Origin of the sequence: Pseudomonas sp. NPDC088322, assembly GCF_044740745.1 — a bacterium.
GTDB lineage: Bacteria > Pseudomonadota > Gammaproteobacteria > Pseudomonadales > Pseudomonadaceae > Aquipseudomonas > Aquipseudomonas shirazensis.
This window is the reverse complement of sequence record NZ_JBIURK010000004.1, coordinates 1-13,663: the sequence shown is the minus strand read 5'-3', so window position 1 is coordinate 13,663 and position 13,663 is coordinate 1. Positions and strand designations below refer to the sequence as shown.

Here is a 13,663-nt window from a genome sequence, read left to right as displayed (position 1 = left end):
CTGCGGGCCCGCCCTCCCCCTGCAAATGGATTTGTGCACATGGCTGTCGCCTCCTCTTCGAATACCTCACTCTTCCCGCGCAAGCTGGCGGTCGCGCTGTTAGCGCTGCTGGCTTGTGCCTTTGCCGGCAACCACATCGCCGCGCGGATCGCCTTTGATAACGACACCGGCGTGTTGCTGGCTATTCTGTGTCGCTCGGGCATCACCCTGCTGGCGTTGGCGGCGCTGGTGCTGTGGCAGCGCCAGTCGCTAGGCCTGCCCGCAGGTTCGCGACGCTGGCAACTGCTGCTGGGCCTGCTGATTGCCACCCAGAGCCTGTGCCTGTACTCGGCGGTGGCGCGGATCCCGGTGGCGCTGGCGCTGCTGGTCGGCAACACCTTCCCGATTCTGTTGGCGCTGCTCAGCTGGGCCCTCGGCGGGCCGCGACCGACGCGGCGCACCGTGCTGCTGATGGGGCTGATTCTGCTCGGTCTGGTGCTGGCGCTGGATGTACCGTCACGCCTGGCCGACAGCGCTGAGGCCAACCCGGACTGGACCCTCGGCGTGAGCCTCGCCTTCTGCGCTGCCTGTGTGTTTGCCTGCGCGTTGTGGATCACCGATCACAAGCTGGCCGGCGTACGCGGACCGGTGCGTAGCTTGCTGACCCTGATGATCGTGTTCGCCAGCATGCTGGTAGCCGGGGTCGGCGGCTGGGTGCCGGCGGGCTTGTCGCTGCCCAGCAGCAGCGCGGGCTGGATCGCTCTGGCCAGCCTGGTGGTGCTGTATGGCGTGGCGTTTACTCTGCTGTTCGTCTGCGTGCCGCGGTTGAACATGGCGCAGAACGCGCCGGTAATGAATATCGAGCCGATTGCCACGCTGTTGCTGGCCTGGGCCTTGCTCGATCAACGCCTGAGCGGCATGCAGTTGATCGGTGGCGCGGTGGTGGTCTGCGGGATTGTGCTGCTGACCTATCGGCGCTCGGCCTGATCACCGTGCTTGCACCTGGAGCTTGCCGAATGGCTTTATTCGAACTGCATCTTGAAGACCGTTTGACACGCCTGAGCCTGGCCCCGGAGCTGGGCGCCAGCCTGGTCAACTGGCAGGTCAAGGACAGTGGCCAGGCGTTGCTGCGCCATAGCGATCAAGCGGCGCTGGACAGCGCTACGCCAAGGCGCTTGGGTTGTTATCCGCTGGTGCCGTGGTCCAATCGCATCGACAGCGGTGGCTTTGCCCGCCCTGATGGCTGGCTGGCATTGGCCGCGAACACCGAGCACTCGCCCTACGCGATCCATGGCAGTGCCTGGCAGCAACCTTGGGTGGTGACTCATCAAGGCACTGATCATGCTTGCCTGACGCTGGACAGCGAGCTGCCTTTTGCCTATCGGGCGGTAATGCATGTCAGCCTCGACGAGGGCTGCCTGAGCCTGGATCTGCAGGTTACGCATCTGGATGAATTGCCCTGCTGGCATGGGCTTGGGCTACACCCGTACTTGCCTCGCCATGCTGATACCTTGCTGCTGGCACCGGCCCGTCAGGTATGGGTAGGCGATGAGGGTTGCTTGCCATCGCGTCAGGTTGAAATCCCGCCCGAATGGCGCTTCGGGCAGTTGAGTGAGCTGCCAACGACAGTTGTCGATCACGCCTTCAGCGGCTGGCAGGGCGAGTGCACGGTTGTCCAGCCGGCAGCCGGCTATGAATTACGCTGCAGCGCCAGCGGAGCCGACCATTACCTGTTGTTCTGTCCGCAGGACCAGCCGTTCTTCTGCTTCGAGCCGGTCAGCCATCCGATCAATGCGCACCATTTGCCTGGGCGCCCAGGCTTGCGCCTGCTGCACAAAGGCGAGCACGTCAGCCTGGGTTTCAGAATGCAGTATCAAGCGCTCAATTGAGGTAGTGGTGCGCGCGAAGGTTACTCGCCAGCCGGTCGATGAACGCCCGCACCTTGGTCGAGCCGTATTTGCTTTCGCGGTGCAACACATGGATCGGCCACGGCACTTGCTCGTAATCCTCGAGCACCACCTGCAAGCGCCCCGCCGCCAGCTCCGCTGCCACTTGATACGACAGCAGCCGCGCGATGCCCAGACCTGCCGTGGCGGCGACGATTGCCGCGTCGTTGCTGGTCACCGTCAGCCGGGGCTTGATCCGCACCTGCACAGGCGCCTGCTCAGGGCCAAACGTCCAGTCCAATCGCGGTGACACGCCGCTGGCTGCGATCATCGTATGCTCGACCAGCTCGGCGGGATGCTGCGGTGTGCCGTGGCGCCGTAGATACTCAGGCGAAGCGCACAACAACCGGCGCACCTGGCCGACGCGCACAGCCTTCAGCCCCGAATCGGGTAACGGCCCGATGCGCACGGCAACGTCCATGCCCTCCTCCACCAGATTGACTACCCGATCGAGAAAGTAGGCGGACACGTCCACCTCAGGGTAAGCCTGCAAGTAGTCAACGATGCACGGCATGACAAAGGCTTTACCGAACAGCAGTGGCGCGGTCACCGACAGATTGCCTTTGGGTGCGGCGTTGATCCCGGCCGCCGCCTCGTTGGCCTCGTGGATACTGGCGAGGATATTGCGACTGTCTTCCAGGTAGCGGCTGCCGGCCTCGGTCAGGCGCACATTGCGCGTGGTGCGCTGCAGCAGCTTGACCCCGAGCGCCTCTTCCAGGGCACTGACCGCCCGCGTCACTGCCGCCGGCGACAGGCCGAGCTTGCGCGCCGCTGCGGCAAAGCTTTCCAGCTCACCCACCGCAATCAGCACCTTCATCAGATGGATCTGATCCATGCCCCGCCCCCGTATCAATCCTGCTGCGATTATTCCCGGGGCGGGCGGCTGATCACAAGGGCGCATCGTTTAAAGATCCAGCACCAGCGGCTGGCCGCCGTCCTCTGCCGGTACAGCGCAGCAGATCAGCACGCTGCCGCTCTCGGGTAGCTCGGCGGGCGGCTGCGGGTAATGCACCTGGCCGCTGACAATGCGCGTCTTGCAGGTGCCGCAGGAACCGCCACGGCAGCTGAACTCAGGCGTCAGCCCGCGGCGCTCGGCCAGTTCCAACAGGCTGCCGGAGCCAGGCGTCCAGCGCGCCTCCTTGGCCGAGCCGGCAAAATGCACCGGTACCGGCTGACTGGCTGCAGGTGGCTGCTGCAGCGCAGGCTGAGCACCGTCGCCGTGACGAGTCAGCGTCGACGGGCCAAAGGCCTCGGCATGGATGCGCGCGTCCGTCACGCTCAACCGGCGCAGGCCGTCATAGATATCCTGGGTGAAGCTGGCCGGGCCGCAAACGTAGAAGTCGTAGTCATCCAGCGCCAGGCGCGCTTTGATCTGCTCGATGCCCAGCCGACCGGCCATCTCGAAGTCCTGGCCAAGTACCGCTTGAGCTTCGGGCTGGCTGAGCGCTCGGTACAGGTGCAGGCGATCGCCGGCCTGCTGTTGCAATGCACTCAGTTCCTGGCCAAATGGCAGCTCGGCCAGGCTACGGGCGCCCTGGAACAGATAGATCGACCGCCTTGCACTGAGCGCCAGCTGCTCGCGCAGCATCGCCAGCAGCGGTGTAATGCCGACCCCTGCTGCGATCAGCACCAATGGTCGCTCGCTACTGCTGTCGAGCTTGAAGCTGCCCATCGGCTGGCGCACGTGCAGCACATCGCCGACGCCCACCTGCTCATGTAGGTAGCGCGACGCTGCGCCCTGCTGCTTGACGCTGATGCGCAGGTAGCCGTCCGAGGGCGCGCTGGACAGGCTGTAGGTGCGGATTACGGTGGATTGCGCATCAAGCGGCAAGCGCAGTGGAATGTGCTGCCCAGGCGCGAAGGTTATTGCTGAGCCGTCTGCGGGTTGCAAATAGAACGAGCGGATATCACGACTCTCCTGCTCGACCCTGCTCACCCGCCAGCCGAGCCAGTCCTGCTGGCGCTGAGCCTGTTGCAGGCGTTGCTGCGCTTCAGCCCAGGTGCCAGTGGCCAGGCTGGTTGGCGCATAGGCCTCGAAGTCCCAGCGCAGCGACACTGCCGCGAGGCGTCGTACTACCTGCTCGACCTCCAGTACCCACAGCCGCTCGGCGCCTTCGAATGCCTCGGTCAGCGGGCTGTCCAGCAGCAACTCGGTGCGCCCTGACAGCTGCAGTACGTCGCCACTGACATAATCCACGAACAGCAAGCCGGCGCGTGGATTGACCAGTAGATTGCCCAGGGTATTGAAGTGCAGGTTGCCAGCGTAGTCCGGGATGGTCAGGCGATTGCCCTCGACCTTGACGAAGCCGGCCCGCCCGCCACGGTGGGAAACATCCACCGAACGCTGACCGTCGGCATGCTCGACATAGCTGGCGACGAACAAGGTGTCGGCGGCTTCGATCAGCGCTGTGGCCCATGCGTCCAGCGAGGTCGCGTCCTCGCGGGGCTGCGCGGCCCCTTCGATACGCCGATAGTTGCGCAGCTGGATATATTGTGGGCAATTGCCGAAGGCGTGCTCGACCTGCACGTCAATTTGACCAGCTAGCGCCGTTTGAATCACGCCATTGATACGGTTGCGCCGACGCGTGTGCAGCTCGATGCCGAGCATGCCAATCGCCTGCCCGGCGGCCAGCCCAGCGGCGGCTGGATCATCCTTGGCAAGCTTGGCGGCCAGGCGCAGCTGACGCGGATCAGGCGAACTGACAAAGCCGTCCGCTCCTTCGATCAAGGTCGCCCAGGGCCGGCCCTGAGGGTCAACGCTGGCGGCAATCATGAACGGCAGTTGCTGGTAGAACTGGCGGTGCTGGTCGGGCATGTAGTCACGAATGACCTTCTGCCCGAACACTGCCATCCGCTCGGCGACGCCGGCCTTTTCTTGCAGGGCTCTCTCGCCGGCGTGCCAGGGCGAGCTCGGCTCATTGGATTGCGTATGCATGACGGCGTCCCTCGGAGGGCGTGGGCCAGATCAGTCGGCGCTGTGCAGGCCGGCGGCAGTGCGCGGCATGGCGACAAAGCCGGGCAGCGCTTCGATGCGGGCCAGCCAGGCGCGGACGTTGCCGTACGGCTCCAGCGACACATTGCCCTCGGGGGCATGGGCGATGTAGGAGTAGTTGGCGACGTCGGCGATGGTCGGGCTGGTGCCGGTCAGGAAGGGTTGGGTGGCCAACTCCTGGTCGATCACGGCGAGCAGGTTGTGCGCGCGGCCGATCACTTCCTCCGCATTGAAGGAAGCGCCGAAGACGGTAATCAACCGCGCCGCAGCGGGGCCAAAGGCCAAGGGGCCGGCGGCAACCGACAGCCAGCGCTGCACCTTCGCCGCGGCCAGAGGTTGCTCAGGCAGCCAGTTACCCTGATCGTAGGTCTTGGCCAGGTACACGAGGATGGCGTTGGAGTCGGCGATGACCGTACCGTTATCGTCGATCACCGGGACCTGGCCGAACGGGTTGATGGCGAGAAACGCGGGCTGCTTGTGCTCGCCCTTGGCCAGGTCGACGAAGATCAGTTCAGTCGGCAGGCCGAGCAACGACAGCATCAGCTCGATGCGGTGGGCATGGCCGGACTTGGGGAAGTTGTAGAGCTTGATAGGGGCTGGCATTGTCCTGACTCCGTGGTGGGTGGATGACGCAGACAATCCTGCGCCCATCCTCCAGCCAATAGAATCAGTGCCCGTGACAATCCATAATTTCGCCAGACGAAATAATCGTTCAGTTGATCACGGGCCTGCCGCACACCTTGGGCATTAGTGGCGATGTTGCTTCTGGTAGCGATACAAGCCACGCGCGGCGTCGATCACCAGTGGCACGCAGGCCTGAAGTTCATCGAAACTCATCGAGTCGAGCAGTTCGAAGTTGTCTTCCAGGCCATGCAAGGAAATGGCCTTGAGCAAGGCGTCCTGCTCTGGGGGCAGCTCGCCCCACTGCGCGACTTGCGTGCCGCGCATGTAGCCGAAGCACCACTCTTCCAGAATGATCGCTACGCCCTCTTCGCCTTCACTCTCTTCGAACAACGGCTCGAAATCATCCAGCTGTTCGGCCAACTCCGCGGCCACGTCGTTGCAATAGCGCAACATCAGCGCGGTGTAGGCTTCTTCATGGGCTGGACGCTTGAACTTCGGCACCTTGCCGCCGCTGACTGCCGGCAACCACTGCTCAGGGTTGACCTTGACCGGGGAACTGGCCAGTGCGGTGAAAAAGCCATTGAGCTCGGCCAAGTTCAGCACCGAGAAATCGTTGCCGTAGGTGATCAGCAAATCTTCGAGGCGGGCGAGTTCTTTTTCTTCAAGACGGGGCAGCATGGTTCGGTGGATTCCTGCACTACGGGATATGCAGGCACCCTAGCATAGCTAGCCGGCTTTGGTGGCAGGTTGCAGTGTGTGCCGCCACAGCCGGCGTCGCTCAGTACTGACCCAGATGCTCCTCGAGGGCTTGTTCAAGACCACAGCCGAGGAGCAGCCAGAGCAGAATCCGGCATTTGCGCGGGCACAAGCGCCCGGCCATCAGCATCCGTTTGCTGCGCAGGTCAATCTCGCCGCCGACAAAGCCATAGGTGGCAGTGGCCGTCGGCCCGCTGCCGGTGCGCGTGGCGATCACCACCGGTATCTGTTCGGCGATCCTTTGCAGTGCCTCGGCCCAGCTTGCCGATACGTGGCCGGCACCGAAGCCGGCTACCACCAACCCTGCATAGCCGAGCTTGGGCAGCGCCTCCAACAGACCGGTGTCGGCATCCAGGCTCGCTTCCAACAGCGCGACGGTATGGCCACGATTGGTGGGTAATGGCAAGACACTACGGGCAGCACCAGGCTGGCGATATACCGGCTTGCCCTCCAGCAGATAACCGTCACAACCATCACCCGGCGAGGCAAAGGCCGCCATCGCCAGGCTAGCGACCTTGCGCACTTTGGCAGCGCTGTGGATTTCATCATTGATGACCACCAGCACACCGCGCCCGCGACTGCTTGCTGCCAACCCGACCTGAGCTGCGGCGAGCAGATTGGCTGGCCCATCGGCGCCCGGCTGGCTGGCCGAGCGCATCGCGCCGGTCAGCACCAGCGGGGTTGGCGATGACCACAGCAAGTGGAGGAAATAAGCCGTCTCCTCAAGCGTATCGGTGCCCTGGGTAATGACCACGGCCTGGGCGCCCTGCTCTACCTCAGCTTGCGCCCAGGCGAGTACTTCGAACAGTTGCGCAAAGCCCAGTGACGCGCTTGGCAGCAAGCACAGGGTGGCCGTTCGCAGCTCGGCCAGCTCCGCCAATTGCGGGACTACCGCCAACAGGCCCAGACAGTCGAGCGTAGGGGTGACGCCTTGCCCTGGTGCCGCCGCCTGCATGCTTACGGTGCCCCCCAGGCTGCCAACCGAGAGTACTGCTCGCTTGCTGATGTGAGTCATCCTGCTTCTCCTGCAATCAAACTGAGCAACGGCACTATCGCCAATGTGCAGATCGCCATCGACAGCACGTTACCGATATAGCCGTGCATATAGCTCGGCAGCCGGGAACTGATCGCGACCGCCAGCGGCGGCGCGAAAAGGGCGCCGAGGCTGGCGCTGAGGAGCATGACCTGCCAGCTACCGCCCAGAGTCAGCAGCGCGGCTGGCACCACCGAAACGATAGGAATGTAAGTTGGATACCAGCCGCGTGCAATCCACTGTCGCCGCCACAGCAATACGCCCAGCAACGAAGCCAGCGCCTGGGCTGCGACCATTTCCAATACCAGCATTGAGCCATACGCCGCGGCTGCAGGCGCCAGTACATGAGCCAGCAGAACCCCAAGCAGGAGGCCAAGGCTGGCCCACTCATTGCCGAAGAACGGTGCTTCGCTGAAATCAGCCAGCACCCGGCGCAGCGTCCAGAGCACGCCATGGTCAGGTTTGGCGTTGATGGCCGGAGTATCGTTCAGAGCAGAATTGCGGCGCTCTCCCAACAGCCCCGGGAAGCGTTTGTACAGAATAAACGCCACTGCGCTGGCCAGCGCCATGCCCAGCACATTGCCAACCACTACCGGCAGCTGCAGCGGGTAACACACATAGTTGACCAGCAGCAGGCTGGCAGGCGTGACCAATACCGCGCCCAGCAGTGCGCCACTGAGCGCTACCCGCCAACCACCTCCAAACAGCAGCACCATCGCCGCCGGCAACGAGACGAAAGCGACGAAGGTGGGTTGCCAGTCGCCGCTGGCCAGCGTCCACCCCCACAGCACATGGCTTAGCAGCAACCCCAGCAGCGAGCTGAGCAACAGCCATGGCCATAAACCGGTGCCGTAGCAGATCGCGAAACCCTGCCAGCGGCGCCCGTTTCGATGTGCCCAGTGGCCAATCCCGGCGCCCAGTAACAGGCCAAGCGCTGGCAACTCGTGCTTGTAGAAAGCGACTTCACTGATGTCGCCGACAATCCAGCGCAGGTAACTGATGGGCTGCTCTAGCGTCGACGCAACCTGCGCGTAAGCGGGCCAGTCGGCGATCAGCACCAGCGCCACCAGCACGCCGGCCAGCCCGATCAGGAGCAGTTCCAAGGCACCGCTGGGCGATGCCGATCGAGTACGGTTCATCACCCCTCCTCAGCGCGGCAGCGCTGGATGCAGGCGATAACCGAGGGTCTCATCGTAGAGATCGGTGCGGCGGTCGCGAGGCAAGTCATTGAGGCTGTTCCAGATCGGCGCACTACGCGCAGCACTCAGGTCGACGTCGGCATAGACGATGCACTCAGCCTCGGCCTCGGCAACCTGGCCGATGGGCCAGCCGTTGGTACCGGCAATCAACGAACAACCGAGAAAGCGTCCGCCACGCTCTTTGCCGATGCGGTTGGCCGCGGCGATATAGACATTGTTGACGTGGGCTGCGGTCATGGTCAGGTAAGACGCCATGCAGCGCCCGGCATCATCGAACAGCGGCGGCGGCGTCCACACCCAGTTGTTCAGGCTGCAGATGATATCCGCTCCCTGCTGCGCCATCAGCCTGGGTACTTCGGGGAACCAGATATCCCAGCAGATCAACAGGCCGATACGCCCGATGGGGGTCTCAAACACCGGAAAGCCGAGGTCCCCCGGTGTGAACCAGAGCTTCTCCTGATTCCACAGGTGCGCCTTGCGATAGTGCCCGAGCAGGCCATCGGGGCCGAACAGCACGGCACTGTCATATAGCTTGAGGCCATCACGCTCGGCGAAGCCAGAAGCCAGATAGACCTGATGCTTGCGGGCGAAGTTGCTCCACGCCTCAAGGCTGCGACCGCCGTGCAGAGGCTCGGCATGGGCATAGGCCTCGGCGCGGGTATGGAAGGTGTAGCCGGTATTGGCCAGCTCGGGCAGCACAATCAGCGTGGCACCTTCGCGCACGGCCCGGCGAGCCAAGGCCAGGCCTTTGCTCAGGTTGCCGTCACAGTGTTCGAGACCCACTTGCGGGTCGTACTGGATGACAGCAATGCGTACCGGGCTAACGGCATTGGGGGTATGGGGCATGGTGGCTTCCTTGTTGTGGTTATGGGAAGGAGGCCAGTAAAGCGGGGATGGCAAAGTTTCCGACAGCCAGGCGGCTCCGGCAAAATCGTAGGAAAAATCTACGGCGTAGGCAGGAAGCAGACAGGGTCCCTGCCCCGCTCCGGCTCAGCTTTGCAGTTGGTAATGCGGATAATCAGCCAGGGTGAAGCCGCCGTTGAATACTGCACCGCTGCGCTCGCAGATATTGATCACCGCGTCGATGGCAGTGCGCAGGCATGGTTCGGTCCAGCCGGCATCGACTGAAAACGATTCCCCGACGAGATACAGCCCGGAACCAGCTCCGAGATCGCGATTGTATTTCATCAAGCTGACGGCGTCGTAATAGGTCCCGGCTCGGTATAGTTTGGCGCAGCCCAGCGCATTACTATCTGTTACCCAGTGTTGAATCTGGATGTTGCTGGCATCGACGTAGGGCGATATCGGCTGCTGGATATTGGTGCAGCGCATTAGGATCCTGTCGAGCTCGGCCAGGCACTTGTGCCCAAGCTCAACATCTGTGAAAGCCGCCAGTTTGGTCGCATCGTCCTCCCAGGTGTAGCTCAGCAGAATGCAGTCTTGGGCATAGTGAGCGTTGTAGCGATATGCGTAGACATCGTGGACGAAACTGTCGGTGACCAGGATCTGCGGGATCTTGCAGCCCTCGTCGAAGAAGCGCTTGCTCAGTGGCGCGTAGACCTTGCAACTGGTCTCCCAGTGAGCAGTCTTCCAGGCCTTGATGATGCGCTGGGGTAACTCTGCAGAGCTGAACCCCTGGAGTTTGATATTGGTCTCGATCAACCATGACGGAAGGGTAACGATCACGGCGTCATAGTCACCGCTTCGTAATTGCTCGTTGTGGGGGCTACTGTGGTGCCAGCGGTAATCGACCCTGATACGGCCATCGGCCAACTTGCGTAGCCCACAGACGGCGCTGTCGGTAAGCAGACCATCTTCACGCGCAGCGAGATGGGCATACAAGGATTTATCGGACTGCTCGATGGGCATGAACAACAGACACTCATCCAGCGCCGCCAACCCGAGATAGCGCGGCCCCTGAAACATCAGCTCGCTGCTGTCAGGCAGCGCGGGCCGGCCCAACCAAGGCGCAGCAAGAGGTACACCCCGTTCATCTACCCGACCGTGAACCAATTGCAGGTGACTACTAAAGCCAAAGATGGCTGTACGTAGCGGGTACAGGCAGCAGACGTCATAAAACGCGCCCCAGCTGCCGTCGCCGATGCCGATGGAATAGAAGATGGCCGACTCATCGGCATCCATGCCCAGCCCGCCGAAGTCCCCTGGATTATCTTCACGCCATAGCTCTAGAGCTGGCAGGCGAACCAGATCCCTGAAGGACAGTTGATAGTAGCGAGCGACAATTGCAGCCCAGAATTTTTCCCAGGCGACGGTCCCGTAGACCCCGGCAACGCGCTCGGCGAGTTGCTCGGCAAAACGCTTCCACTTGCCCTGAACAGTTTGCAGGCGAGCTGTAGGGGGCGGCGATTCGCCGGTTGGGTTTCGCCAGACCAACAGCGTTGGCTCAGCGCTGTCGTCAAATTGCCCTTCTTCCAGGTAAATACCTGTACTCGTTACCCAGGGAGTGCCCGGATTTGGAAAGTCCGAGAGATGCAGATCGAACAGGCTGGTGTAGTACGCAATTAGCGAACGGCCGTCTCTGGGCGACTCACCGGTGCGGTTGAAAAATGGCATGCGCATGGCACCCATTTCGAATGGGGTCGAGGGTTGCGGGTGTGGCTGAGTCGCACTAGGTATGGTCAGGTGTCTGCCACCGACGCGCTGGGCCTGTTCGATCAGGGTGATATTGCTGAAGCCGCAGCGCAGCAGCTCTCTGGCCGCGGTAAGCCCGGTGACGCCTGCACCGACAATACAAATGCGCTGATCCTTCTGAGTTGCCTGAGCGACACCGCCTTGCTGTTCAACCAATCGGCGATAGTCAAAACACAGGTCTGGTGGATTGGGAAAGCGTGCAGCCCAAGGTTGAGCCGGAAGCGCTGGCTCTACGGCGAGATCTGCGGGATGGTTGTGGGTAGATCCAATGGTCATTGCCTCAGTCCTTCGAAGTAATCGAAGGGCAAGCTTGAGGCTACAGCAGCTTTACTTGGCGGGATGTAATTACCACGCGGTCAGCATTTTAATAGGGCCTGGCGTGCGATATCAGCTGCAAGGCCATTTCAGCACAAAGCCGCTCCTGCACGGAAATACAGCTGTTGAGGCTGCACTTATCCAGCAGAAGCGGCTTTGTACATATAGGCCCTGATTGACCTAAGCGTTACACCGCCAGCGCGCGCTCACGCAGCTCGCTGTTGAGGATGCGGTCGTTCTCGCTGTAGTCGACCGGGCAGTCGATCACGTGCACGCCTGGGGTCTTGATGCAGTGCTCGAGCAGCGGCAGGAAGCCTTCGGCGCTTTCTACGCGGTGGCCATTGGCACCATAGGCTTCGGCGTATTTGACGAAGTCGGGGTTGCCGTAGTCCAGGCCGTAGTCGGTGAAGCCCATGTTGGCCTGCTTCCAGCGGATCATGCCGTAGCCGTCGTCACGCAGGATCACCACGGTGATGTGCATGCCCAGGCGTACCGCGGTTTCCAGTTCCTGGCTGTTCATCATGAAGCCGCCGTCGCCGCACACGGAAATCACCGGGCGGTCCGGGTAGACCAGGTGCGAGGCCATCGCCGATGGCAGGCCGGCACCCATGGTTGCCAGGGCGTTGTCGAGCAAGACGGTGTTGGGCTTATGCGCCTTGTAGTTGCGGGCAAACCAGATCTTGTAGATGCCGTTGTCGAGGGCAACGATGCCTTCGGACGGCAGCGCGCGGCGGATGTCGGCGACCAGGCGCTGCGGGTATACCGGGAAGCGGTCGTCGTCGGCGCCTTCGGCGATCTGGGCTTCGTTGGCCTCGCGAATGGTCAGCAGACGGGTGAAGTCCCAGTGGCTGGTATCGGTCAAGGCTTCGCCGATCTGCCAGACGGCGTTGGCGATGTCACCGATCACTTCGATCTGCGGGAAGTACACCGCATCGACTTCGGCAGAGCGGAAGTTGATGTGGATGACCTCGGTGCCGCCACGGACCATGAAGAACGGTGGCTTCTCAATGACGTCGTGGCCGATGTTGATGATCAGGTCGGCGGCTTCGACGGCGCGATGGACAAAGTCTCCCGACGACAGCGCGGCGTTGCCGAGGAAGCGTGGGTGGCGCTCGTCGACCACGCCTTTGCCCATCTGCGTGGTGATGAAAGGAATGCCGGTCTTGTCGATCAGTTGCTTGAGGACCTTGGCGGTCATCTTGCGGTTGGCACCGGCGCCGATCACCAGGATCGGGCTGCGCGCGTTCTGCAGCTTCTCGACAGCGGCTTCAACGGCCTTGTGCTCGGCCAGCGGACGGCGGCTCAGGCTTGGCGGGATCGGCATGCTGTCGGTTTGCTCGGCAGCGATGTCTTCAGGCAGCTCGAGGTGCACAGCGCCGGGCTTTTCTTCTTCCGCCAGACGGAAGGCTTCGCGCATGCGTGCTGGGATGTTGTCGGCCGAGGCGAACTGATGGGTGTACTTGGTGATGGGTGCCATCATGCCGCACACATCGATGATCTGGAAGCGACCCTGCTTGGACTTCTTGATCGGCTTTTGGCCGGTGATCATCATCATCGGCATACCGCCCAGGTAGGCGTAGGCACTGGCGGTCACCAGGTTGGTCGCGCCAGGGCCGAGGGTCGACAGGCTGACGCCGGTCTTGCCGGTCAGACGGCCATAGGTGGCGGCCATGAAGCCTGCGGATTGCTCGTGGCGAGTCAGTACCAGCTTGATCTTCGACTTGCGCAGGGATTCGAGCAGGTCGAGGTTTTCCTCACCAGGGATGCCGAATACATACTCGACACCTTCATTTTCCAGGCATTGCACAACGACATCGGCGGCCTTAGCCATCTTGCTTGTTACCTCAAGTAATTGGACGCCGGGGACGTCCAGGACGGTCAGCACAGGGGTGCTGAAAGAGTCTTTGCACAGGCGCAAGGTGCCCGTGGGTTAAGTCTTGACGTTGAGGGTGCAGGAGAAAGTCACGTCATCAAAGTGCAATATTGTCGCACCTTCGAGGTGGGGTATGTCGAGGCGTTTGGCAGGGAGGTAGATTTGGGTGCCAGATGCAGCCGCAGTTTTCCGAATCGCAGAAAAGACAAAACCCCTACCTGCTCGCGCAGATAGGGGTTTTGCGAAATGAATCTTGACGATGACCTACTCTCACATGGGGAGACCCCACACTAC

The 13,663-nt window shown here is 62.2% G+C and carries 11 protein-coding genes; 2 read left to right on the top strand and 9 right to left on the bottom strand.

All coding sequences use genetic code 11. From position 1 onward, the window contains the following. Nucleotides 1-39: 39 nt before the first annotated feature. Entirely contained in the window at nucleotides 40-966 is a 927-nt protein-coding gene (locus ACIOAU_RS10840; protein WP_101321780.1) for an EamA family transporter, read from the top strand. Between the two features lie 29 nt (nucleotides 967-995). Next, nucleotides 996-1,868, top strand: a complete 873-nt coding sequence (locus tag ACIOAU_RS10835; protein WP_401181872.1) for an aldose 1-epimerase — start codon at nucleotides 996-998, stop codon at nucleotides 1,866-1,868. Here the strand turns inward: ACIOAU_RS10835 and ACIOAU_RS10830 are convergent. The 9 genes from ACIOAU_RS10830 to ACIOAU_RS10790 all read right to left on the bottom strand — a co-directional run bounded on the left by ACIOAU_RS10830 (nucleotide 1,861) and on the right by ACIOAU_RS10790 (nucleotide 13,327). Continuing rightward, the gene (locus ACIOAU_RS10830; protein ID WP_401181870.1) at nucleotides 1,861-2,760 is read right to left on the bottom strand and encodes a LysR family transcriptional regulator; all 900 of its coding nucleotides are present in this window, start codon (nucleotides 2,758-2,760) and stop codon (nucleotides 1,861-1,863) included. The genes ACIOAU_RS10835 and ACIOAU_RS10830 overlap by 8 nt on opposite strands. Before the next feature lie 69 nt (nucleotides 2,761-2,829). Further along, nucleotides 2,830-4,860, bottom strand: a complete 2,031-nt coding sequence (locus ACIOAU_RS10825) for a pyridoxamine 5'-phosphate oxidase family protein (RefSeq protein ID WP_401181867.1) — start codon at nucleotides 4,858-4,860, stop codon at nucleotides 2,830-2,832. 30 nt (nucleotides 4,861-4,890) lie between these two features. Beyond that, entirely contained in the window at nucleotides 4,891-5,520 is a 630-nt protein-coding gene (locus tag ACIOAU_RS10820; RefSeq protein ID WP_150570956.1) for a glutathione S-transferase family protein, read from the bottom strand. 144 nt (nucleotides 5,521-5,664) lie between these two features. Further along, the gene (locus ACIOAU_RS10815) at nucleotides 5,665-6,219 is read right to left on the bottom strand and encodes a UPF0149 family protein (RefSeq protein ID WP_150570957.1); all 555 of its coding nucleotides are present in this window, start codon (nucleotides 6,217-6,219) and stop codon (nucleotides 5,665-5,667) included. A 100-nt stretch (nucleotides 6,220-6,319) separates the two neighbouring features. Next, nucleotides 6,320-7,312 (bottom strand): asparaginase, encoded by a 993-nt coding sequence (locus tag ACIOAU_RS10810; RefSeq protein ID WP_150570958.1) that lies wholly within the window; start codon nucleotides 7,310-7,312, stop codon nucleotides 6,320-6,322. Then, nucleotides 7,309-8,469, bottom strand: a complete 1,161-nt coding sequence (locus ACIOAU_RS10805; RefSeq protein ID WP_401181862.1) for a hypothetical protein — start codon at nucleotides 8,467-8,469, stop codon at nucleotides 7,309-7,311. The genes ACIOAU_RS10810 and ACIOAU_RS10805 overlap by 4 nt, the downstream gene beginning before the upstream one ends. Before the next feature lie 9 nt (nucleotides 8,470-8,478). Next, nucleotides 8,479-9,375, bottom strand: coding sequence for a nitrilase family protein (locus ACIOAU_RS10800; RefSeq protein ID WP_150570960.1), 897 nt, complete (start codon nucleotides 9,373-9,375; stop codon nucleotides 8,479-8,481). 144 nt (nucleotides 9,376-9,519) lie between these two features. Continuing rightward, nucleotides 9,520-11,457 carry an FAD-dependent oxidoreductase gene (locus ACIOAU_RS10795; protein ID WP_150570961.1) on the bottom strand — a complete coding sequence of 646 codons (1,938 nt, stop codon included), beginning with the start codon at nucleotides 11,455-11,457 and terminating at the stop codon, nucleotides 9,520-9,522. Between the two features lie 226 nt (nucleotides 11,458-11,683). Further along, nucleotides 11,684-13,327 (bottom strand): acetolactate synthase large subunit, encoded by a 1,644-nt coding sequence (locus tag ACIOAU_RS10790; protein ID WP_101321786.1) that lies wholly within the window; start codon nucleotides 13,325-13,327, stop codon nucleotides 11,684-11,686. Nucleotides 13,328-13,663: the final 336 nt, after the last annotated feature.